Origin of the sequence: Agrococcus sp. BE272 (assembly GCF_031457935.1) — a bacterium.
GTDB classification, from domain to species: Bacteria; Actinomycetota; Actinomycetes; order Actinomycetales; family Microbacteriaceae; genus Agrococcus; species Agrococcus sediminis.
This window is the reverse complement of record NZ_JAVDXL010000001.1, coordinates 205,196-227,430: the sequence shown is the minus strand read 5'-3', so window position 1 is coordinate 227,430 and position 22,235 is coordinate 205,196. Positions and strand designations below refer to the sequence as shown.

21 protein-coding genes are annotated in these 22,235 nt (G+C 73.2%); all 21 read left to right on the top strand.

Features of this window, described 5'->3' with window-relative positions; translation table 11 throughout:
• Positions 1 to 13: 13 nt before the first annotated feature.
• The 21 genes from J2X49_RS01095 to J2X49_RS00995 all read left to right on the top strand — a co-directional run bounded on the left by J2X49_RS01095 (position 14) and on the right by J2X49_RS00995 (position 22,028).
• Positions 14 to 784 carry an SDR family NAD(P)-dependent oxidoreductase gene (locus J2X49_RS01095; RefSeq protein ID WP_128190341.1) on the top strand — a complete coding sequence of 257 codons (771 nt, stop codon included), beginning with the start codon at positions 14 to 16 and terminating at the stop codon, positions 782 to 784.
• 139 nt (positions 785 to 923) lie between these two features.
• Complete coding sequence (locus tag J2X49_RS01090) at positions 924 to 2,309, top strand: MFS transporter (RefSeq protein ID WP_225792797.1); 1,386 nt, start codon at positions 924 to 926, stop codon at positions 2,307 to 2,309.
• Positions 2,310 to 2,468: 159 nt separating this feature from the next.
• Positions 2,469 to 3,479, top strand: coding sequence for a 4-hydroxythreonine-4-phosphate dehydrogenase PdxA (locus tag J2X49_RS01085; protein ID WP_310121472.1), 1,011 nt, complete (start codon positions 2,469 to 2,471; stop codon positions 3,477 to 3,479).
• A gap of 31 nt (positions 3,480 to 3,510) precedes the next feature.
• Positions 3,511 to 4,488: a tripartite tricarboxylate transporter substrate binding protein gene (locus tag J2X49_RS01080; protein ID WP_310121468.1), complete on the top strand. Its 978-nt coding sequence runs from the start codon at positions 3,511 to 3,513 to the stop codon at positions 4,486 to 4,488.
• On the top strand, positions 4,485 to 5,039 hold the full coding sequence (locus J2X49_RS01075; RefSeq protein ID WP_310121465.1) for a tripartite tricarboxylate transporter TctB family protein: 555 nt from the start codon (positions 4,485 to 4,487) through the stop codon (positions 5,037 to 5,039). Before J2X49_RS01080 ends, J2X49_RS01075 begins: the two co-directional genes overlap by 4 nt.
• Entirely contained in the window at positions 5,039 to 6,532 is a 1,494-nt protein-coding gene (locus tag J2X49_RS01070) for a tripartite tricarboxylate transporter permease (RefSeq protein ID WP_310121462.1), read from the top strand. Before J2X49_RS01075 ends, J2X49_RS01070 begins: the two co-directional genes overlap by 1 nt.
• A gap of 195 nt (positions 6,533 to 6,727) precedes the next feature.
• The gene (glpX, locus tag J2X49_RS01065; RefSeq protein WP_310121460.1) at positions 6,728 to 7,756 is read left to right on the top strand and encodes a class II fructose-bisphosphatase; all 1,029 of its coding nucleotides are present in this window, start codon (positions 6,728 to 6,730) and stop codon (positions 7,754 to 7,756) included.
• A 65-nt stretch (positions 7,757 to 7,821) separates the two neighbouring features.
• On the top strand, positions 7,822 to 9,009 hold the full coding sequence (locus J2X49_RS01060; RefSeq protein ID WP_310121459.1) for a heparan-alpha-glucosaminide N-acetyltransferase domain-containing protein: 1,188 nt from the start codon (positions 7,822 to 7,824) through the stop codon (positions 9,007 to 9,009).
• Between the two features lie 41 nt (positions 9,010 to 9,050).
• Positions 9,051 to 10,829 carry an SRPBCC domain-containing protein gene (locus J2X49_RS01055; protein WP_310121457.1) on the top strand — a complete coding sequence of 593 codons (1,779 nt, stop codon included), beginning with the start codon at positions 9,051 to 9,053 and terminating at the stop codon, positions 10,827 to 10,829.
• A gap of 146 nt (positions 10,830 to 10,975) precedes the next feature.
• On the top strand, positions 10,976 to 12,190 hold the full coding sequence (locus J2X49_RS01050) for a substrate-binding domain-containing protein (protein WP_310121455.1): 1,215 nt from the start codon (positions 10,976 to 10,978) through the stop codon (positions 12,188 to 12,190).
• A gap of 9 nt (positions 12,191 to 12,199) precedes the next feature.
• Positions 12,200 to 12,955, top strand: a complete 756-nt coding sequence (locus J2X49_RS01045; RefSeq protein ID WP_128190628.1) for an ABC transporter ATP-binding protein — start codon at positions 12,200 to 12,202, stop codon at positions 12,953 to 12,955.
• Positions 12,952 to 13,659, top strand: coding sequence for an ABC transporter ATP-binding protein (locus tag J2X49_RS01040; protein WP_128190629.1), 708 nt, complete (start codon positions 12,952 to 12,954; stop codon positions 13,657 to 13,659). The genes J2X49_RS01045 and J2X49_RS01040 overlap by 4 nt, the downstream gene beginning before the upstream one ends.
• Complete coding sequence (locus tag J2X49_RS01035; protein WP_146357137.1) at positions 13,656 to 14,534, top strand: branched-chain amino acid ABC transporter permease; 879 nt, start codon at positions 13,656 to 13,658, stop codon at positions 14,532 to 14,534. Before J2X49_RS01040 ends, J2X49_RS01035 begins: the two co-directional genes overlap by 4 nt.
• A gap of 9 nt (positions 14,535 to 14,543) precedes the next feature.
• A complete protein-coding gene (locus tag J2X49_RS01030) occupies positions 14,544 to 15,653 on the top strand; it encodes a branched-chain amino acid ABC transporter permease (protein ID WP_310121447.1) in 1,110 nt (369 codons plus the stop codon).
• 4 nt (positions 15,654 to 15,657) lie between these two features.
• The gene (locus J2X49_RS01025; protein WP_310121444.1) at positions 15,658 to 17,211 is read left to right on the top strand and encodes an AMP-binding protein; all 1,554 of its coding nucleotides are present in this window, start codon (positions 15,658 to 15,660) and stop codon (positions 17,209 to 17,211) included.
• Positions 17,208 to 17,915, top strand: a complete 708-nt coding sequence (locus tag J2X49_RS01020; RefSeq protein WP_310121442.1) for a TetR/AcrR family transcriptional regulator — start codon at positions 17,208 to 17,210, stop codon at positions 17,913 to 17,915. Before J2X49_RS01025 ends, J2X49_RS01020 begins: the two co-directional genes overlap by 4 nt.
• On the top strand, positions 17,912 to 18,658 hold the full coding sequence (locus J2X49_RS01015; protein WP_128190445.1) for a 3-hydroxybutyrate dehydrogenase: 747 nt from the start codon (positions 17,912 to 17,914) through the stop codon (positions 18,656 to 18,658). The genes J2X49_RS01020 and J2X49_RS01015 overlap by 4 nt, the downstream gene beginning before the upstream one ends.
• Entirely contained in the window at positions 18,655 to 19,587 is a 933-nt protein-coding gene (locus tag J2X49_RS01010) for an alpha/beta fold hydrolase (protein WP_310121438.1), read from the top strand. The genes J2X49_RS01015 and J2X49_RS01010 overlap by 4 nt, the downstream gene beginning before the upstream one ends.
• A complete protein-coding gene (locus J2X49_RS01005) occupies positions 19,587 to 20,360 on the top strand; it encodes a CoA transferase subunit A (protein ID WP_146357147.1) in 774 nt (257 codons plus the stop codon). Before J2X49_RS01010 ends, J2X49_RS01005 begins: the two co-directional genes overlap by 1 nt.
• A gap of 1 nt (position 20,361) precedes the next feature.
• Entirely contained in the window at positions 20,362 to 20,991 is a 630-nt protein-coding gene (locus J2X49_RS01000; protein WP_310121430.1) for a CoA transferase subunit B, read from the top strand.
• Positions 20,988 to 22,028: an alpha/beta hydrolase gene (locus J2X49_RS00995; RefSeq protein ID WP_310121427.1), complete on the top strand. Its 1,041-nt coding sequence runs from the start codon at positions 20,988 to 20,990 to the stop codon at positions 22,026 to 22,028. Before J2X49_RS01000 ends, J2X49_RS00995 begins: the two co-directional genes overlap by 4 nt.
• Positions 22,029 to 22,235: the final 207 nt, after the last annotated feature.

The window sequence follows — 22,235 nt, the reverse complement described above, 5'->3', positions numbered from 1 at the left end:
AAGGCATCGGCACATGGCCACCGCATTCCCCGAGTCCAAGACCGTCGTCCTCACCGGCGCGGCCTCGCCGCGCGGCATCGGCCGCGCATCCGCCCACTACCTCGCGGAGCACGGCTGGAACGTCGGCATCATCGACCTCGACGCCGACGCGGCCAAGGCGGTCGCCGCCGAGATCGCCGAGCAGCACGGCGTGCAGGCCGCCGGCGCCGGCGCGAACGTCGCCGACGAGGCGCAGGTGCGCGCCGCGTACGACGAGCTCGAGGCGGCCCTGCCGCAGATCGTCGCGCTCGTGAACCTCGCGGGTGTGTCGAGCCCCGTGCCCTACCTCGAGGTGACGGCCGACGAGTGGAACCGCGTCATGGGCATCAACATGAACGGCGTGCACTACGCCACCCGTCGCGCCGTCGAGTCGATGGTGCAGCACGGCGTCGGCCGCGTCGTGAGCCTCTCGTCGGTCTCGGCGCAGCGCGGAGGCGGCACGTTCTCGAAGACGGTGTACTCGGCCGCCAAGGCGGGCGTCATCGGCTTCACGCGCTCCGTCGCCCGCGAGCTCGGCCCGCAGGGCGTGACGGTCAACGCCATCTCGCCCGGCCCCATCGACACCGACATCATGGGCGGCACGCTCACCGAGGAGCGGAAGGCCGCCATGGCGGCCGACGGCGTGCTCCCGCGCATCGGCACGCCCCGCGACATCGCCGCCGCCATCGCCTACCTGATCTCCGAGGACGCCGGATTCGTGACGGGCCAGACCCTGAACGTCGACGGCGGCCTCTACATGCACTGATCGCCATGGGCTCCTGGTCGAAGTCGCGCATCCTCTTCCTCGCCCTGGGCGTCGTCCTCGTGGGCGTCGGCCTGTGGCTGATCCTCCCGTCCGTCCTCAACTGACCGAAACCGAAGCACCGCACTCGAAGGAGAGTCCCGTGTCCGATACGACACTGCAGCCGAAGTCGCAGGGCAACCCCGCCCTCGACTCGGCCATCAAGAAGGCCGCCAAGCACCTGATGCCGATGCTGGTGATCCTGTACTTCGTCGCCTTCCTCGACCGCACGAACGTCGGCTTCGCCGAGGACGCGCTCCAGATGGACCGCGGCATCTCGGCGGGCGCCTTCGCGCTCGGCGCCGGCATCTTCTTCATCGGCTACGCGATCTTCGAGATCCCGTCGAACCTGCTGCTGAAGAAGTTCGGCGCGCGCTTCTGGCTCGCGCGCATCGCGATCACGTGGGGCCTCGTCGCCTCGGCGTTCGCGTTCGTGACCGACGACACGTCGTTCATCGTGCTGCGCTTCCTGCTCGGCGTCACCGAGGCGGGCCTGTTCCCGGGCGTGATCCTCTTCCTCTCCGAGTGGTTCCCGAACAAGCACCGCGTGCAGATGTTCGCGATCTTCTACCTCGCGCAGCCGTTCTCGCAGATGCTCGGCGCCCCGCTCTCGGGCGGCCTGATCAGCTTCGGCGAGCAGGTGACCCCGTGGGCCGGCTGGCAGGTGATGTTCTTCGTCGAGGGCATGATGGCGGTCGCCGCCGGCATCGCGGCGATCTTCTTCCTCATCAACGGCCCGCAGGACGCGAAGTGGCTGAACCAGGAGGAGAAGGACGCCCTCATCGACGTGATGGCCAAGGAGGACTCCGTGCGCGAGTCCGACGGCCCGAGCGGCATCTGGCGCGCGATGGGCAACTGGAAGGTGTGGTACTTCACCATCATCTACTTCTGCCTGCAGATCGCGGTCTACGGCACCACCTTCTACCTGCCGCAGCAAGTCGCGAACCTGCTCGGCCAGGACGTCGGCTGGCAGGTCGGCCTCGTCGCCGCCATCCCGTGGCTCGTGGGCCTGTTCGCCTGCTACTTCTTCGGCAAGGCGGCGAACACGATCGCCCGTCGTCGCAACTGGGGCACGCTCTTCTACATCTCGACGGGCCTGTTCATCCTCGGCTCCGCCTGGGCGGGCGCGAACGGGCAGCCGATCCTCGGCATCCTGTTCATCACCCTCGCGGTCGCGAGCTTCCTCTCGGTGGGCCCGATCACCTGGTCGTACCCGACGGCGTTCCTCACGGGCACCGCTGCGGCCGCCGGCATCGGCCTCATCAACTCGCTCGGCAACCTGGGCGGCTTCGTCGCCCCGATCATGCGCACGGCGATCAACGAGGCCGTCCCGACCGACTCGGGGGCGTGGGGCGTGGTGTCGCTCGGCGTGTTCGCGTTCCTCGCGGCGGCGATGCTCTTCGGCACGAAGCTCTTCAGCGCGAAGGCGGATGCGCTGCTGGAGGCCGAGAAGGACGAGGACGTGGAGTCGGTGGCCCCGGGCCACTGACGCCGTTCCGGCCGACCGCGAGCGGGTCGGGAGCCTCGGCTCCCGGCCCGCTCCGTCGTTACCGGATCGATGCAGAACGCGCTTGCGATCACATCTGATATTTCCTATAGGATTCTGATGCGGTCGCCGATCGGGCGCCGAGGACACGACGGAGTGGACATGACGCAGCAGCACCCCCGCCCCCGCATTGCGCTCACGCTGGGCGACCCGGCAGGCGTCGGCCCCGAGCTGGTCGCGCGGCAGCTCGCCGACCCGGCGACGACCGAGGCGGCCGACATCCTCATCATCGGCGACGAGCAGGAGCTGCGCGACGCCATGGCCGACGCCGGCGTCGAGTTCGCATGGAGCCGCGAGGCCGGCGCCGGTGTGCCGCAGCTCGTCGACGGCGAGGGGGAGCGCCCCGAGGGCGGCTTCGTGCGCAAGCAGGCCACTCGCGAGGGCGGCCTCTGGGCGATGGCCAACCTGCGGCGCGCGCTCGAGCTGTCGAAGGCCGGCGAGGTCGACGCGATCGTCTTCGCGCCGCTCAACAAGTCGTCGCTGCACCTGGCCGGCATGGTCGAGAACGACGAGATGGCGTGGTTCGAGACGGTGCTCGACGACGGCACCGCCGCGACCGAGCTCAACATCCTGCCCGAGCTCGTCACCGGGCGCGTCACGAGCCACTGCTCGATCGCCGAGGTCGCAGGCCTCATCTCCTTCGACCTCATCGTCGAGCGCGGCGAGCTGCTCGAGCGCGTGCTGCAGGCGCGCGGCATCGAGCGGCCCCGCATCGGCGTCTGCGCGCTCAACCCGCACGCGGGGGAGTCGGGCAAGTTCGGCCGCCACGAGATCGCCATCATCGCCCCCGCCGTCGCCGAGCTCCAGGCTCGGGGCGTCGACGCATCCGGCCCCTTCCCGAGCGACACGATCTTCCTCAAGGCCCGCGACGGCGCGTTCGACGGCGTGCTGACGATGTACCACGACCAGGGCCAGATCGCCGTGAAGCTGCTCGGCTTCGACCGCGGCGTCACCATGGCCGGCGGCCTCAGCGTCGCCGTCTGCACCCCAGCCCACGGCACCGCGTTCGACGTCGTCGGCCAGCGCGTCGCCTCCACCGGCGCCTACGAGCACGCCTTCCGCACCGCCGTCGGCGTCGGTGCGCAGGCCCGCGCCGCCCGCCAGCCCTCCTGACCCCCACCCCATCCACAGCAAGGAACCGACAATGAAGTCACGCATCACCACGGCGGCCATCGGCGCCGTCGCCATCGCGGCCCTCGCCGGCTGCTCCTCCACCTCGGGCGCACCGGCGGCCAGCGGCGAGGCCGAGGGCGCGTTCGAGCCCTCGGACGTCCGCATGATCGTGCCGTTCGCCGCCGGCGGCGGCTCCGACGTCTCGGGCCGCGCCATCGCGAGCGGCCTCGAGGAGGCCACCGGCGCCACCATCACGGTCGAGAACCGCGAGGGCGGCTCCGGCGCCGTCGGCTACTCGCACTTCCTCGCGCAGGAGGGCAACGGCAACTACCTCCTGGCGTCCGAGACGGCGCTCCTCGCGCTGCCGCTCACGACCGACGTCGACTTCACCTACGAGTCGTTCACGCCGATCATGAAGCTCGGCGACGACTACACGCTCGTCGTCGTGCCCGGCGACAGCGAGTTCCAGACCTGCACCGACGTGGTGGATGCGGCGCGCGCCGACGGCGTCGTCGTCGCGGTCTCGGGCGCCGTGAGTCTCGACGAGGTCGTGTTCACACTCATCGAGCAGGACCAGGACGTCGAGTTCGACCGCGTGCCCTTCGAGGGCGGCAGCGAGGTCATCGCGGGCCTGCTCGGCGGCACCGTCGAGGTCGGCTCGCTGAACCCCTCCGAGGTGCTCGGCCAGCTCGAGTCCGGCGACCTGCGCGCCCTGTGCGCCCTGTCGGAGGACCGCTACGAGTACGAGCAGATCGCCGACATCCCCACGGCGACCGAGCAGGGCATCGACGTGGCCTTCGCCCAGTGGCGCGGCTTCATCGCGCCGGGCGGCATCAGCGACGAGGCGCGCGACTACTGGACGGCAGCAGCCGAGGAGTTCGCGGCCTCGGAGGCCTACACGGCCTACATCGAGGAGAACCTCATGCAGCCGAACGCCCTCTACGGCGACGAGTTCGTCGAGTACCTCGCCGAGAACTCGGCCGAGCTCGAAGCGGTCGTCGGACAGTGACCCTCTCGCCCCGGATCGCCAGGGCCGCGTTCAGCGCGGCCCTGGCCCTCCTGGGTGTCGGCGCTGCCATCGGCGGATGGGGCTACGGCGTCACCCAGGACAACGGCCAGATCGGCGCCGGCTTCCTGCCCTTCGCGCTGGGCATCGTGATGACGCTGCTCGCCGCGGTCGACGTGGCCGCCATCCTGCGGCGCCGCGAGCCGCAGGGCCTCGCGGAGGAGCTCACGGGCGTCGAGCACGAGGCCGACGCGGCGGCGATCGACACGGTCGCCGAGGCGCCCGACATCGACGCGCTCGGCCGCAGCCAGCGCCAGCGCAACCGCATGCTCGCGATCGTGGCAGGGATGCTCGTCGCGGCGCTGCTGCTCGTGCCCGTGCTGGGCCTGCTCATCTCGCTCGGCCTGCTCATCGTCGCCATCGCGACCGTGGTCGAGCGGCGAGGCATCATCCCCTCGCTCCTCGTCGCCGCCGTCTCGGTCGGCGTGATCCACCTCGTGTTCGCGGTGCTGCTGAAGGTGCCCATGCCCACCGGGCTGATCGGACTCATCTGATGCTCGACAACCTCATCCTGGGCTTCCAGACCGCCCTCACGCTCGAGAACGTGCTCTGGTGCTTCGTCGGCGTGCTGCTCGGCACCGTCATCGGCCTGCTGCCCGGCCTCGGCTCGACGACCGGCGTGGCGGTGCTGCTGCCGATCACGTTCACGCTCGAGCCCGTCACGGCGCTCATCATGCTCGCCGGCATCTACTACGGCGCGCAGTACGGCGGCACGATCACCTCGGTGCTCATCTCGACGCCGGGCGAGGCCGCGAGCGTCGTCACCACCCTCGACGGCTACCAGATGGCCAAGCGGGGGAGAGCGGGAGCCGCGCTCGCGATCAGCGCGATCGGCTCGTTCATCGCCGCGATCATCTCGCTCGCGCTGCTCATCGCGCTCGCGCCGCCGCTCGCCGACGTCGCGCTGCGGTTCGGGCCCGTCGAGATGTTCGCGATCATGATCCTCGGCCTCGTCATCGTGGTGACGTTCCAGGGCGGCGCCTTCGTGCGCGGCGCCATGATGGCCGTCGCCGGCCTGCTCGTCGCCACGGTCGGCATCTCGCCCGGCACGAGCGAGGAGCGCTTCACGTTCGGCAACGTCAACCTGCTCTCGGGCATCCCCTTCGTCGAGGTGATGATCGGCATCTTCGCCCTCGGCGAGGTGCTCTACCAGATCCGCATCGGCGCGGCCGAGCCCATCCGTGCCCGGTTCAAGGACATGGTCATCAAGCGCAAGGACGTCACCGACTCGATGCCGGCCATCCTGCGCGGCTCGGGCATCGGCTTCCTGCTCGGCATCCTGCCGGGCGCCGGGTCGACCCTCGCCTCGTTCATGTCGTACGGCATCGAGCGCCGCATCAGCAGGAACAGGGCCAACTTCGGCAAGGGCGCGATCGAGGGCGTCGCGAGCCCCGAGAGCGCGAACAACGCGGCCGCGAACGCCAACTTCGTGCCGACCCTCGCGCTCGGCATCCCCGGCGGCGCGACCACTGCCGTGCTGCTCGGCGCGTTCACGATCTTCGGCCTCCAGCCGGGACCGCTGCTGTTCGAGACGCAGCCCGAGCTCGTCTGGGGCCTGCTCGTGTCGTTCTTCATCGGCAACGTGCTGCTGCTCGTGCTCAACCTGCCGCTCGCGCCGGTGTTCGCGCAGATGCTGCGCATCCCGTACGGCTACATGTACCCGATCATCCTGCTGACGTCGCTCGTCGGCGCCTACTCGGTGAGCAACAACATGTTCAGCGTGTGGCTCGTGCTGATCTTCGGCATCCTCGGCTACCTCATGAAGGAGCTCGACCTGCCGATGGCGCCGTTCGTGCTGGGCCTCGTGCTCGGCCCGCTCTTCGAGAAGGCCCTCGTGCAGACGAGCGCCATCGGGCAGGGCGACCTCGGCGTGGTCCTCCAGAGCCCCATCTCGGTCGGCGTGCTCGCGCTCGCCGCCGCGATGATCGTGCTGCCGAAGCTCATCGGCGCGCTCCGCGCGCGCCGCAAGGAGACCGTCGGCGCCTGACGCCGGCGGACGACCGTCGCATCGCGACGACGCGCATCCGCCCGGATGCGCACCCAGACCGGGCCGGGACCCGCGACACCCCGGCCCGGTCTGTCGCGTCGGCACGCGTGCGGCCCGCGAAGGAACCGCCGGACTTTCGCCGCGCGCGGGGCGGGCCCACCGCATCCGCTCACTACGCTCGAAGCAGGCTCACCGATGGAGGACACCGTGGCGCAGCAGCCCGACGCTCAGAAGGCCCCGGTCTTCGACAACCCCGACCGCAACCTGGCGATGGAGCTGGTGCGCGCGACCGAGGCCGCCGCGATCCGCGCCGTGCCATTCATCGGCCGCGGCGACAAGAACGCCGCCGACGGCGCGGCGGTCGACGCGATGCGCACGTTCCTCTCGACGGTCGCCTTCGACGGCGTCATCGTCATCGGCGAGGGCGAGAAGGACGAGGCGCCGATGCTCTTCAACGGCGAGCACGTCGGCAACGGCCGCGGCCCCTCGGCCGACATCGCCGTCGACCCGATCGACGGCACCTCGCTCACCGCCGCCGGCCGGCAGAACGCGCTCAGCGTGATCGCCGTCGCCGACCGCGGCACGATGTACGACCCGATCGACGCGTTCTACATGGACAAGCTCGTCGCCGGCCCCGAGGCGATCGGCGTCATCTCGCTCGACCAGTCGATCGGCGACAACATCCGCGAGCTCGCGCGCGCCAAGGGCAAGGATGTCGGCGAGATCGTCGTCGCCGTGCTCGACCGCCCGCGGCACGCCGAGCTCATCGAGGAGATCCGCTCGGCCGGCGCCGGCACGCGCCTCATGCGCGACGGCGACGTGGCCGGCGGTATCAACGCGGCCCGCTGGGAGAGCCGCATCGACATCTGCGCCGGCGCCGGCGGCACGCCCGAGGGCGTCATCACCGCGTGCGCGATCAAGGCGCTCGGCGGCTTCATGGAGGGGCGCCTGTCGCCGCAGTCGGACGAGGAGCACCGCAAGGTCGTCGCCGCGGGCCACGACCTCGACCGGGTGCTGGGCCTCGACGACCTGGTCGCGAGCGACAACACCTACTTCGTCGCCACGGGCGTCACCGACGGGCAACTGCTCGACGGCGTGCGCCGCAAGGGCCCGCTCATCCGCACCGAGTCGCTCGTGCTGCGCTCGAAGACCGGCACCGCGCGCCGCGTGATCGCCGAGCACCGCGCCGAGAAGTGGCTGGAGCAGGGCTCGAGCCGAGGCTGACCGCTCCGGGGGCGTCCTGGGCGGATGCGTGGGGCGCGCCGAGGCCAGTGCGGCACGATGGTCGCGTGAGCGGCTCCGAGCGCCTGGTGGGCGTCGACCTCGCGCGGCTGCTGGCCGTGGTGGGGATGATGGCCGCGCACACGCTGCTCGTGGCCGAGCCGCCCCCGCCCGACGCGGTCGCAGCGCTCGTCGACGGGCCGCCGTCGACGCTCTTCGCGGTGCTCGGCGGCGTGAGCGTGGTGCTCGCCGCCCGCGCCCGGCTCGCCGCGGGCGACCGCTGGGGCGCGCTGCGCTCGACGCTCGTGCGGGGCGCGCTCGTCGCGCTGCTCGGCGCGATCATCGGGCCGTTCGCGGCCGCCGTCTACGTCGTGCTCGTGCCCTTCGGCGTCGCGATCATGCTGGCCGCGGTGCTCGTGCTGCTGCCGTCGTGGCTGCTCGCCGGGGTGACGACCGTGCTGTGGCTCGCCGGCGGCTCGCTGCTCGTCGCGGCGCGCGAGCGGCTGCCGAGCGCCGCGAGCATCGGCGACGGCGCGGCGCTGGGGGAGCGCCTCGCCGCCACTGCTGCCGACGTGCTGCTCACCGGCGTCTACCCGGTGCTCACCTGGGTGGCCTACCTGCTGGTCGGCGTGCTCGCCGCCCGCGCGCTGCTCGCCGCCCGCGCCCGCGATGCCGAGCGGGGCGCGCTCGTGCAGCTCGCGGCCGTCGGCGCCGCGCTCGTCGTCGCCGGCGTCGCCGCGAGCGAGCTCGGCATTCGGCTGCTCGCCGGCCCCCTCGACGACGCCGCGCGCGACGAGCTGCTGCGGAACGGCTACGGCGCCGCGCAGGGCTCGGCGACCGCCTGGCAGCTGGTGGCCGCCCCGCACACGGGCACGCCCGCCGACATGGCGCGCACGGTCGGCATCGCCCTGCTCGTCATCGCGCTGCTCGGGCTGCTGGCGGCGGCGCTGCCGCGCCCGGCGGTGCGCGCGCTCGAGCCGCTGCGGGCGGCGGGCGCGGCGCCGCTCACGATCTACGTGGTGCACGTGCTGCTGCTCACCGCGATGCTCGTGCCCCTGCAGGACGCGGCGCCGGCGCTCGGCGCCGGATGGGCCGCGTGGGCCGTGCAGGTCGTCGTCGCCCTCGCGATCGGGGCCGCGCTCGCCGCGGGCGACGGGCGCGGGCCGCTCGAGCGCGTCGTCGGCCGGGCGGCCGATCGCGCGGCGGGGGATCGCCCGCGGCCGGAGCAGCCGGCGGCCGACCGCGCGCACGGCTGAGGGGATCCTCAGCGATCCGGGCCCGCGCGGGGCGGGCCGTCGTGCAGGATGATGCCGTGGGCGGCGGCGCGCGAGCGGTGGGCATCGACCTCGCGTGGCTCGTCGCCATCGCGGGCCTCGTCGCGGCGCCCACGCTGCTGCGGAGCGGGGAGCACGCGGGCGCGCCGCTCGGCCTCCTGCTCGACGGCCCGCCGGTCGCCCTGCTCGCCGTGCTCGCCGGCTGCTGCGCGGTGCTCGCGGTGCGGCCACGCCTCGCCGCCCGCCACCGCGCGGCGGCCGCGCGCGAGACACTGACGCGAGGGCTGTGGCTCGGCCTCGTCGGCAGCGCCGCCCTCGCGCTCGGGGCGTGGCTCGAGCTCGTGCGCTCGGCCTACCTCGCCTTCGGCGGCTGGGGGACCCCGATCGACGCGTGGCTCTACGGCGCCGACCTGTGGGTGCTGCCGGTCGCGACCGCGCTGCAGGCGCCGCTCGCGCAGCTCGGCGTCGCGCTGGCGCTCGCGGCCGCCGCGCTGCTGCTGCCGGTGTGGGCGCTCGCGGCGCTCGCGGCGGCGTGGACGGCCTGCGGAGGGCTCCTGCTCGCGGCCGTCGGCGACGCGCTCCGCCCCGCGCCGCCCGGGTCGCCCTGGGGGCCGACGGCGGAGTCGGTGCGCGTGCTGCTCATCGGCGACCCGTGGGCGGCGCTCATGCTCCTGCCGTGGGTGCTCGTCGGCATGCTCGCCGGGCGGCTGCTGCTCTCGGCGCGCGAGCGCGGCCGGGAGCGGGCGCTGCACGGCGCGCTCCTGGTCGTGGGCCTCCTGCTGACCGCCGCCGCCATCGCGACGAGCGAGCTCGCGCTCGCGCACCTCGTGCCGGCGGTGCTGCCGCTCGGCGACGCGACCGCGGCGCGCGAGCTGCTCGGGATGCCGGGGGTGCTGCGTGCGATGGGCGGCGAGCCCGTGCTGCAGCTCGTCGCGATGCCCGGCTCCGGCACCGCCGCCGAGGCGGTGCGCGCCGGCGGCCTCGCGCTCGCCGTCGTCGGCGCCGCGGGGCTCGGCGGCGCCTCGGCCGGCCCGCGGGTGCGGCGCGCGCTCGCCCCCGCGCTCGCGGCCGGCGCCGCGCCGGTCACGGTGCTGCTCGCGACCGCCCTCGTGCACGCGCTGCTGCTCGCGGTCGCGCCGCAGGCGCCGGCGCTCGTCGAGGGATGGTCCGGCTGGGCGGTGCTCGTCGTCGCGGCGCTCGGGGTGGGCGCGCTCCTGGCGGCGCTGCGCGCCGACGCGCCGCTCGAGCGCTGGATGGACGCCGCGGCGCTGCGCGCCGGCGGCCCGCGCCGTGCTGCCGAGCCGCTCGCGGTCGCGCTGCCGGACGAGCGCTCGATCTCCTACGCGGTGCGCTTCCGGGCGCCGGCGGAGGCCGTGTGGCAAGCGCTGACCGACCCGCGCCTCGTGCCCTTGTGGCTGCCGGATCCTGGCATGCCGATGACCAGCTGCGCCATCGACGCGCGCACGGGCGGCGGCTACCGCTTCGAGCACCGCGGCGGCGTGCGCCGGCCGGTGGTGGTGGGCGAGTACCTGCGCGTCGAGCGGCCGGTGCGCATCGTCGAGCGGCAGTGGCAGGAGGGCGGGCGCCGGCCCCCGGTGACGGCGTCGACCGTGCTCGAGGAGCACGGGGGCGTGACGGTGCTGCACGGCCACGAGGTCTTCGAGTCGCAGCGCCTGCGCGACTCGGTGCTCCCGCAGCTGGGCATCCCGGCCGCCGCCTACGAGCGGCTCGCGGCGCTCGTGGAGCGCGGAGGAGGGGATGCGCCGGGTCACGATCCGGTCACGGTCGCGGCACCGGTTTGACACGGGCGGCGCGGGCTCGCATGCTGGAACCTGAAACCTGAACCACCTGTCAGGTTTGGTCAGTTCCCGACACCGTGAAGCCGCACGAGGACGTGCTCGCCCGCCGAGCTGCGCCCCAGGGGCTCCCACTGCTCGAAAGGCATCTCATGCGCAGGACAACGAAGTTCGCAGGCGTGGGCATCGCCATCGCGGCGCTCGCGCTCACGGCGTGCGCGCCGACGACGGCCACCCCCGAGGCATCCACCGACGGCTCGGAGGGCGCCGCCGAGTCGGTCGCCGTCAACGTCGGCATGATCACCTCGATCACCGGCCCGCTCGCCGCGTACGGCGAGACCTACCAGCAGGGCTTCGAGGCAGGCCTCGACTACGCCACCGACGGCACCGGCGAGATCGACGGCGTCGAGCTCACGATCGAGTGGGTCGACGACCAGGGCAACCCCGACACCGCCGTCACGCAGGCGAAGGACCTCATCGGCCAGGGCTTCCAGATCATCGGCGGCTCCGCAGCCTCGGGCGTCTCGCTCGCCGTCGCCGAGCAGGCCGCGCAGAACGACGTGCTCTTCCTCTCGGGCCCCGCCGCCGCCGACGCCATCACCGGCGTCAACGACCAGACCTTCCGCTCCGGCCGCCAGACGCTCCAGGACGTCGCCACCGCCGCGACCTTCCTCGACAGCGTCGAGGGCTCGAACATCGTCGTGTTCGCGCAGGACAACGCGTTCGGCCAGGGCAACGTCGCCTCGGTCGAGGCCGTGCTCGGCGCCGAGGGCGCGACGGTCACCCCGATCCTCGTCGCCGAGGACGCCACCGAGTTCACGCCGTTCGCGCAGCAGATCTCGGCCGCGTCGCCCGACCTCGTGTTCGTCGCGTGGGCCGGCGCCACGACGGGCGCCATGTGGGAGGCGCTCGCGCAGCAGCAGGTGCTCGCCGACACCACCGTCGTCACCGGCCTCGCCGACCGCGCGTCGTACCAGGCCTACGGCCCCGGCTCCGCCGACATCCAGTTCCTGAACCACTACTTCCCGGGCGCCACCGACACCGAGGCCGCCCAGGCGATGGATGCGTACCTCGAGGAGGCCGGGCACGAGGCCGACCTGTTCACGGTCGACGGCTTCGTGGGCGCGCAGATGCTCGTGCACGCCATCACCGAGGGCCAGGGCGACGTCGAGGCCATGATCGGGGCGCTCGAGGGCTGGACCTTCGAGTCGGTCAAGGGCGAGCTCACGATCCGCGCCGAGGACCACGCGCTCATCCAGCCGATGTTCCAGGTGCGCCTCGTCGACGAGGGCGGCACGTGGACGCCCGAGCTCATCGAGGTCGTCGACGCCGAGGCGGTCGCCCCGCCCGTCGCCGGCCAGCAGTAGGCACGGCCGATGGAAGACCGATCCGCGCTCGTCCTGGACGCCGTCGGCCTGCAGATCGGGGGCGCGCGCATCCTGCACGACGTCTCGTTCGAGGTCGCGACCGGTGAGATGGTCGGGGTCATCGGCCCCAACGGCGCGGGCAAGACCACGCTGTTCAACGTCATCTCGGGTGTGCTCATCCCCACGAGCGGCCGCGTGCTGCTCGCAGGGAAGGACGTCACCAGCCGGAAGGTGCACCAGCGGGCGCGGGTCGGTCTCGGCCGCACGTTCCAGACCTCCAGCGTCTTCCCGGGCCTGAGCGCCCGCGAGAACGTGCGCCTCGCGGCGCAGTCGAAGCTCGGCGGCGCGACGAGCCCGTGGCGCATGCCGCGGGCCGGTGACGAGGCCACCGCGGTCGCGATGCGCTGCCTCGACGAGGTCGAGCTCGCGCACCACGCGGGCACCGACGCCGGCGTGCTCTCGCACGGCGACAAGCGCAAGCTCGAGATCGCGATGCTCCTCGCGACCGAGCCCGAGGTGGTGCTCCTCGACGAGCCCATGGCGGGCGTCGGCTCCGGCGACGTCGCGGGGCTCGTCGAGGTCATCCGCCGCCTGCACCGCTCCGGCCGCACCGTGCTCATGGTCGAGCACCACATGGAGGTGCTGCTCGGCCTCGTCGACCGGGTCGCGGTCATGCACCACGGCGAGCTGCTCGCCATCGACACGCCCAAGGCCGTCATGGCCGACACCGCCGTCCAGCAGGCCTACCTCGGGGAGACCGTGTGACCGCCATCCTGTCCGTCCGCGGCCTCGAGGCCCGGATCGCCGGCCAGCAGGTCGTCGAGGACGTCTCGTTCGACGTGGCCGCCCACGGCGTCACCGCGCTCCTCGGCCGCAACGGCGTCGGCAAGTCGTCGACCATCAAGGCGCTGCTCGGCCTCTACGAGCGCACGGGCGAGGTGACCTTCGACGGCGAGCGCATCGACCGGCTCCTCACGCACCGCATCGTGCAGCGCGGCATCGCCTACGTGCCCGAGGACCGCGAGGTGTTCGGCGGCCTCACCGTGGAGGAGAACCTGCGGCTCGCCGAGCGCGGCGGCGCCCCGAACCGGGCGATCGTCGGCGAGCTCTTCCCGGAGCTCCTCCAGCGCGCGAAGCAGCAGGCGGGCACGCTCTCGGGCGGCCAGCAGCAGATGGTCTCGCTCTCGCGCGCGCTCATGAACGACAACCGGCTGCTGCTCGTCGACGAGCCCACCAAGGGCCTCGCGCCGCTCATCGTCGGCACCGTGACGAAGGCGCTCGAGGCCGCGGCCGAGCGCACGCCCATGCTGCTCGTCGAGCAGAACCTGCAGGTCGTGCGCGCGCTCGCCCACACCGTGGTCGTGCTCTCGGGCGGCCGCGTCGTGCACACGGGCCCCGCATCCGAGTTCCTCGACTCCGACCTCGTGCACCGGCACCTCGGCGTCTCGACCGACCAGGAGGCAGCGTGAGCACCGTCCTGCTCCTGCTCATCACCGGCGTCGGCCTCGGCGCCCTCTACTTCCTCGTCGCGAGCGGCCTCTCGCTCATCTACGGCCTGATGGGCGTGCTGAACTTCGCGCACGGCTCGTTCCTCACCCTCGCGGGCTTCCTGGGCTGGGAGGTCGGCCGCCGCGTCGGCGACGGCAGCTGGGGCGGACTGCTCGTCGGCATGCTCGTGGGCCTCGTGGTCGGCGCGCTCGTGGCGGCGATCACCGAGCTCGTCTTCATCCGGCCGCTCTACAACCGCCACATCGAGCAGGTGCTCGTCACCGTCGGCCTCGGCCTCGCCTCGGTCGCGCTCTTCGAGGGCATCTGGGGCACCGACCCGATCCAGATCCGGCTGCCGGAGTGGCTCGGCGGCACGACCGATGTGCTCGGCGCGAACATCCCGAACGACCGCTGGCTGCTCATCGGCACCGCGGCCGTCGTGCTCGTGCTCATCGTGCTCTTCCTGCAGCGCACGAGCTACGGCCTCGTCATCCGCGCCGGCGTCGAGAACCGCACGATGGTCACCGCGCTCGGCATCGACGTGCGCCGCGCCTTCACGATCGTCTTCGCCATCGGCGGCGCGGCCGCGGGCCTCGGCGGCGTGCTCGCCTCCGTCTACTACGGCCAGGTGGGCGCCCACCAGGGCACGTCGCTCCTCATCTACGCGTTCATCGTCACCGTCATCGGCGGCCTCGGCTCCCTCACGGGCGCGGCCATCGCCTCCGTGCTCGTGGCCGTCATCCAGCAGTTCGCGAACTTCTACCTCGGCGGCACGGGCGACATCGCCATCGTGCTCGCGCTCGCCGCGGTGCTGCTCGTCCGACCGACCGGCCTCATGGGCAAGGTCACGCACTAGGAGCGGATGATGCGCACATTCCTGCAGTCCACGTGGGGCCGGCTCGCGGTCGGCGCGGCCGTGGTCATCGCGGCGGCGATCCTGCCGCTGCTCGCCATCGACATCCCGGGCGTCCTCCCCGGGCCCACCTACACGCCCGGCACGCTCACGGTGCTCGCCTACGCGATGCTCATCGCCGCGCTCGCGCTCAGCTACCACCTGATCTTCGGGGTGGCGGGGATGCTCTCGTTCGGCCACGCGATGTTCTTCGCCGCGGGCGCGTACGGGCTCGGCATCATCCTGCGGCTGCTCGCGCCGACGGGCATGCCGAGCGAGGCGGTCTTCCTGCTCGCGATCGTGCTGACGCTCGTCATCGCGCTCGTGCTCGGCAACCTCGTCGGCGCGCTCGCGCTGCGGGTGAGCGGCATCTCGTTCGCGATGGTGACGCTCGCGGTCGCGCAGGCGATGAACGTCATGATCCGCCGCAACGTCGGCGGGCTCACGGGCGGCGAGGAGGGCGTGACGCTCGAGGTCGACGTCGTGCCCGACTTCCTCGTCGGCGTCGTCAACACGCGCAACCTCTACTGGATGGCGCTCGCGATCCTCGTGCTCGTCTACCTCGCGTGCGTGTGGGTCGAGCGCTCCCGCCTCGGCCACGTGGTCGCCGCGGCGCGCGAGAACGAGCTGCGCGTGACGGTGCTGGGGCTGCGCCCCTACCTCGTGCGGCTGTTCGTCTTCGCCGCGGCCGCGGTGCTCGCGGCGGTCGCCGGCATGGGCTTCATGATGCTGCAGTCGAGCGCGACGCCGCGCATCTCGACGAGCGACTTCACGCTCACGCTGCTCGTCATCGTCGTGCTCGGCGGCGTCGGCTACCGCTGGGGCGCGATCGTCGGCGGCATCATCTACACGCTGCTCGACCAGCGGCTCGCGGCGCTCGCCTCGGCCGAGTGGATCCAGGGCCTGCCCGACGTGCTGCGCATCCCGCTGTCGGAGCCGCTGTTCATCCTCGGCATGCTCTTCGTGCTCGTCGTCATGTTCGCGCCCGGCGGCATCGTGGGCCTCACGCACCGCGTGACGCGGCGGCGCGGCGGCGCGAAGGACGCCGAGCAGCCTGCCGCCCTGCAGGACGTGGAAGCCTAGGCGCATGGCAAGCAGGGCGACGGTGCACGGCGACGCGACGCCGGGCGCGCTCACGCTCGGCCGCTGGACGACCGACCGTGCCGCGACCGACCCGTCGCGGCCGGCGATCGTCGACCGCGGCGTGACCGTCTCGTACGGCGAGCTCGAGGCCCGCGCGACGGCGCTCGCGCACGCGCTCGTCGAGGCGGGGCACGGCCGCGGCGCCCGCATCGCCACGGTCACGGGCTCCACCGCCGACCAGGTCGTGCTGCTGTTCGCGTGCGCCAAGGCGGGCGCGATGCTCGTGCCGCTGTCGTGGCGGCTCACCGCGCGCGAGCTCGCCGAGCAGCTGCGCATCGCCGACCCCTCGCTGCTGCTCGTCGAGGACGACCACCGGCCCGTCGCCGAGGCCGCGCTCGAGCGCCTCGGCGACCACGGCATCCGCACGACCGCGCTCGGCGCCGCCGGCGCCGAGTCGCACGTGCCGGATGCGCCGGCGCCCGCCGAGCGGGCGGCCGGCGGTGCGGTGCAGGACGACGACGGCCTGCTGATGCTCTTCACCTCGGGCACGACGAGCGCGCCGAAGGCGGTCGTGCTCAGCCACGCCAACTGCGCGTGGGCCAACCTGTCGCTCTCGCGCGCGACGCCGATGACCCCCGACGACGTCGTGCTGCAGGTGCTGCCGCAGCACCACGTGGCCGGCTGGAACATCCAGCCGCTGCTCGCCTGGTGGGTGGGCGCGCAGGTGGTGCTCGAGCGCACCTTCGACGCGGGGCGCGCGCTCGCGCTCATCGAGCGGCACCGCGTCACCGCGACGATGGGCGTGCCGACCACGTTCCGCTCGCTCATCCAGCACCCCGACTTCGCGGTGCGCGACCTGTCGAGCCTGCGCACCGCCGTCGTCGGCGGCGGCATGCTCGACCCGCGCGCGGTGGAGCAGCTCGCGCGCCGCGGCGTGCCGGTGCAGCAGGGCTACGGGCTCACCGAGGCCGCGCCGAATGTCACGATCGCGCGCGACGCCTCCGACGCCGGCACCGTCGGCCGCCCCTACCCGCACGTGGACCTCGCGCTGCTCGTCGACGGGCGCGTCGTGCACGGCGCCGGCACCGGCGAGCTGCTCGTGCGGGGCCCCGCGGTCTTCCAGGGCTACTTCCGCGACCCCGAGGCGACGGCCGCGGCGACGATCGGGCCGTGGCTGCGCACCGGCGACCTCGTCGAGCGCGACCGGGCCGGCCGCATCCGCATCGTCGACCGCGTGAAGGACATCGTGCGCTCGGGCGGCGAGTCGATCGCGCCCATCGAGGTCGAGCTCGCGCTGCTCGAGCACCCGGCCGTCGCCGATGCCGCTGTCGCCGGCGTGCCGAGCGAGCGGTGGGGCGAGGAGCTCGTCGCGTGGCTCGTGCTCGCCGAGCCCGCCGACGAGCGGTCGCTGCGCGACCACCTCGACGGGCGCCTCGCGGGCTTCAAGCACCCGAAGCGCTTCGTCGAGGTCGACCAGATCCCGCGCACCACGAGCGGCAAGCCGCTGCGCCGGGCGCTCATCGCCGCCGTGCAGTCCGAGCGGGCGGAGGCGCGATGAACGAGCCGAGGACGAAGCGCGGCGAGCAGACCAAGGCCAAGCTGCTCGCGGCAGCCGAGGGCGTCTTCGCCGAGCAGGGCTACCAGGCCGCGTCGATCTCGCGCATCACCGAGCGCGCGAAGGTGGCCCAGGGCACCTTCTACCTGTACTTCGAGTCGAAGCTCGACCTGTTCGAGCAGCTCGTCGACGACCTCAACCGCCGCGTGCGGAAGGCCATGAGCGACGGCGCCGCGCGCGGCGCCAACCGCGCCGAGGCCGAGCGCGAGGGCTTCCGCGAGTTCTTCGCCTTCACCGCCGAGCACCCGGCGCTCTACCGCGTGGTGCGCGAGGCCGAGTACGTCTCGCCCGGCGCGATGCGCAGCCACTACGAGCGCATCGTCGAGGGCTACCGCGAGGGCCTCGAGCGGGCCCGCGCGAACGGCGAGATCGGCGAGGTCGACCCGGAGGTCGCCGCCTGGGCGCTCATGGGCGTCGGCGAGATGATCGGGATGCGCTACGTGCTCTGGCCGACGGCCGAGTCGGGGCCCTACGGCTCCGGCGCGACCCCCGTGCCCGACCACGTGTTCGACGAGATGGTGGCGTTCGTGCAGCGCGCGCTCGGCACCGCCCCACCCGCTCCCGCAGCATCCGCCCCCGCGGGCCGCACGCCCGCCACCGCAAGCCACCCCGCCGCGACCGCGGCGCACACCGAGGAGGACGCATGAGCACACTCGAGGGCCGCAGGGCCGTGATCACCGGCGGCGCCGCCGGCATCGGCGCCGCGATGGCGCGCTCGTTCGCCGCGGAGGGCGCGCACGTCGTCGTCGCCGACCGCGACGGGGCCGCGGCCGACGCGCTCGCGCGCGAGATCGGCGGCGAGGCGTGGGAGGTCGACCTGCTCGACGTCGCCTCGCTCGAGTCCCTCGAGCTGCGGGCCGACATCCTGGTGAACAACGCCGGCATCCAGCGCGTCGCGCCGATCGAGGAGTTCGAGCCCGAGATGTGGCGCCGCCTCCACACGCTCATGCTCGAGGCGCCGTTCCTGCTCATCCGCGCGGCGCTGCCGGGCATGTACGAGCGCGGCTTCGGCCGCATCATCAACCTCTCGAGCGTGCACGGCATCCGCGCATCCGCCTTCAAATCGGCCTACGTCGCCGCCAAGCACGGGCTCGAGGGCCTGTCGAAGGTGACCGCGCTCGAGGGCGGCCCGCACGGCGTCACCTCGAACTGCATCAACCCCGGCTACGTGCGCACGGGCCTCGTCGAGTCGCAGGTCGCCGACCAGGCGAAGCGCCACGGCATCCCCGAGAGCGAGGTGCTCGAGAAGGTCATGCTCACCGAGGCCGCGATCAAGCGGCTCGTCGAGCCCGAGGAGGTCGCTTCGCTCGCGACCTGGCTCGCCGGCCCGCACGCGGGCATGGTCACCGGCACCTCCTACGTCATGGACGGCGGGTGGAGCGCCCGATGACGACCGCCGCCACCGAGGCGCCGCTGCGGCTGCCCGTCGCGGGCGGCGAGCTCGTCGCGACCCTGTGGCGGGCGGATGCGGCGGGCACGCCCGTCGTCGCCGTCCACGGGATCACGGCGAACCACCGCTCCTTCTCGCCCCTCGCGGCGCGCGTCGACGGCCCGCTGCTCGCGGTCGACCTCCGCGGCCGCGGCGGCTCGCGCGCGCTGCCGGGCCCCTACGGCCTCGAGCAGCACGCCGAGGACGTCGCCGCCGCGATGGCCGCCGCCGGCATCGAGCGCGCCATCGTCGTCGGCCACTCGATGGGCGCGTACGTCGCGGTGCGCCTCGCCGACGCGCACCCCGAGCGCGTCGCCTCGCTCGTGCTCGTCGACGGCGGCCTGCCGCTGCGTCCCGCGCCCGCAGGCGAGGAGCGCAGCCCCGAGGAGGTGCTCGGCCCAGCCATCGACCGGCTGCGCATGACGTTCCCCTCCGGCGACGCCTACCGCGACTTCTGGCGCGAGCACCCCGCCTTCGGGCCCTACTGGAGCGCGGCGATCGAGGAGTACGTCGACTACGACCTCGTGCCCGTCGACGCGCACGCGGAGGTCGACGGGGCGCTCCGGCCCTCCGCGAACCCCGACGCGGTGGTCGCGAACCTCGTCGAGCTCGACGGCCGCGGCGGCTACGTGGAGGCCCTCGAGTCCCTCGAGGTGCCGGCGGTGCTGCTGCGCAGCCCGCGCGGCCTCTTCGACGAGGCTCCCGGCCTCTACGATGACGAGTGGCTCGCGACGTGGAGGTCGCGGCTGCCCGAGCTCGAGGTCCGGGACATCCCGGGCACGAACCACTACACGATCCTGCTGGGCGCGGGCGTGGATGCGGTGGCCGACGCGGTCGCCGAGGCCGCGCGCGCCGCCGGCGCACCCGCGCAGCAGGGAGAGGGACGCTGATGGCGATCGACAAGACCTACGCGTCCGCGGCCGAGGCGGTCGCGGACATCCCCGACGGAGCGACCCTCGCGGTCGGCGGCTTCGGCCTCTCCGGCAACCCGATGGAGCTCATCCGCGCCCTCGAGGCGCGCGGCGTGACGGGCCTCAAGGTGGTCTCGAACAACTGCGGCGTCGACGACTGGGGCCTCGGCCTGCTGCTGCGGAACGGCCAGATCGACAAGATGACCTCCTCCTACGTCGGCGAGAACAAGGAGTTCGAGCGCCGCTACCTCACCGGCGAGCTCGAGCTCGAGCTCACGCCCCAGGGCACGCTCGCCGAGAAGCTGCGCGCCGGCGGCTCCGGCATCGCCGCGTTCTACACCCGCACGGGCGTCGGCACGCAGGTCGCCGAGGGCGGCCTGCCGCAGCTCTACAACGCCGACGGCACGGTCGCGAAGGCCTCCGAGCCGAAGCCCACGGCGACGTTCGACGTCGACGGCGAGCCGCAGGAGTTCGTGCTCGAGGAGGCCATCACGACCGACTTCGCGCTCGTCCACGCGCTGCGCGGCGACCGGCACGGCAACCTCGTCTTCAACAAGGCCGCCCGGCAGTTCTCGCCGCCCGCGGCGATGGCGGGCCGCATCTGCATCGCGCAGGTCGAGGAGCTCGTCGAGCCGGGCGAGATCGACCCGGATGCGGTGCACCTGCCCGGCGTGTTCGTGCACCGGATCGTCGAGGTCGGCACGGAGATCGAGAAGCGCATCGAGCGCCGCACGGTTCGAGAGGAGTCCTGACATGGCACTGACCCGCAACGAGATGGCCGCGCGCGCGGCCGAGGAGCTCGAGGACGGCATGTACGTCAACCTCGGCATCGGGCTGCCCACGCTCGTGCCGAACTACGTGCCCGACGACGTGACCGTCGTGCTGCAGAGCGAGAACGGCATCCTCGGCGTCGGCCCGTACCCGACCGAGGACGCAGTCGATCCCGACCTCATCAACGCCGGCAAGGAGACCGTCACGACGCTCCCGGGCACGTCGTTCTTCGACTCGGCGACGTCGTTCGCGATGATCCGCGGCGGCAAGATCGACGCCGCGATCCTCGGTGCGATGCAGGTCTCGGCCTCGGGCGACATCGCCAACTGGATGATCCCCGGCAAGATGGTGAAGGGCCCCGGCGGCGCGATGGACCTCGTGCACGGCGCCGCGAAGGTGATCGTGCTCATGGAGCACGTCGCGAAGGACGGCTCGGCGAAGATCGTCGACGAGTGCTCGCTGCCGCTCACCGGCAAGGGCGTCGTCGACCGCATCATCACCGACCTCGCCGTGCTCGACGTCACGCCGGAGGGGCTGCGGCTCGTCGAGCTGGCCCCGGGCGTGACGCTCGACGAGGTGCGCGAGAAGACCGAGCCCGAGGTGCTGGCGTGACGACCCTGCTGGAGGGCATCGAGCGGCAGGTCGTCCACACCGACCGCCTGCGCGCATCCGTCCTCCGCCACGGCGGCGCCGGCCGGCCCGTCGTGCTCGTGCACGGCAACGTCTCGTCGTCGTCGTTCTTCCAGCCGCTCATGCTCGCGCTGCCGCGACCGACGGTCGCGATCGACCTGCGCGGCTACGGGGACAGCGAGGCGCTCCCGGTCGACGCGACGCGCGGCCTGCGCGACTTCGCCGACGACGTCGCGTCGGTGCTCGACGCGATGGGCGTCGCCGACGCGCACCTGCTCGGGTGGTCGATGGGCGGCGGGGTCGTGATGCAGCTCATGCTCGACCGCCCCGACCTCATCCGCTCGGTGACGCTCATGGCGCCGGTGCCGCCGCAGGGCTTCGGCACCCGGCTCGACGGCACGCTGTGCGCGCCCGACGGGGCGGGCACGGGCGGGCTCGCGGCGAACCCCGACTTCATCGCGCGCCTCGCGGCGGGCGACACGACCGATGACGAGCCGACGAGCCCCCGGAGCGTCTTCCGCAGCTCGTACGTCGCCCCCGGGTTCTCCGACGAGCACGAGGACCTCTGGGTCGAGTCGATGCTCTCGACGCGCACGGGCGAGGGCAACCAGCCCGGCGACGGCACGGCGTCGGATGCGTGGCCGGGCTTCGCGGCCGGCGGTCGCGGCGTGCTGAACACGATGTCGGGCGTGCACCTCGACCTCACCGGCATCGTCGACATCGAGCGGAAGCCGGCGATCCTGTGGATCCGCGGCGCGCACGACGCGATCGTGGGCGACGAGTCGTTCTTCGACCTCAACACGCTCGGCAAGCACGGCATCGTGCCGGGGTGGCCGGGGGAGGAGGCGGCGCCGCCGCAGCCGATGGTGTCGCAGACGCGCGCGGTGCTCGACGCCTACGCGGCGAAGGGCGGCTGGTACCAGGAGGTCGTCTTCGAGCACGCGGGCCACTCGCCGCACCTCGAGGACCCGGAGCGGTTCCGGCAGCTGCTGCTCGCGCACGTGACCGCGAACGACTGACCGCGCCCCCTCGCTGGTCGAGCCCAACTTCCGCTGGTCGAGCCGTCGGCCGCAGGCCGACGAGTCGAGACCACCCCTTCTCGCTGGTCGAGCCGTCGGCCGCAGGCCGACGAGTCGAGACCACCCCTTCCCGTTGGTCGAGCCGTCCGCCGCAGGCCGACGAGTCGAGACCACCCGCCCAGGCACGACGAAGGGGCCGCCCCCACC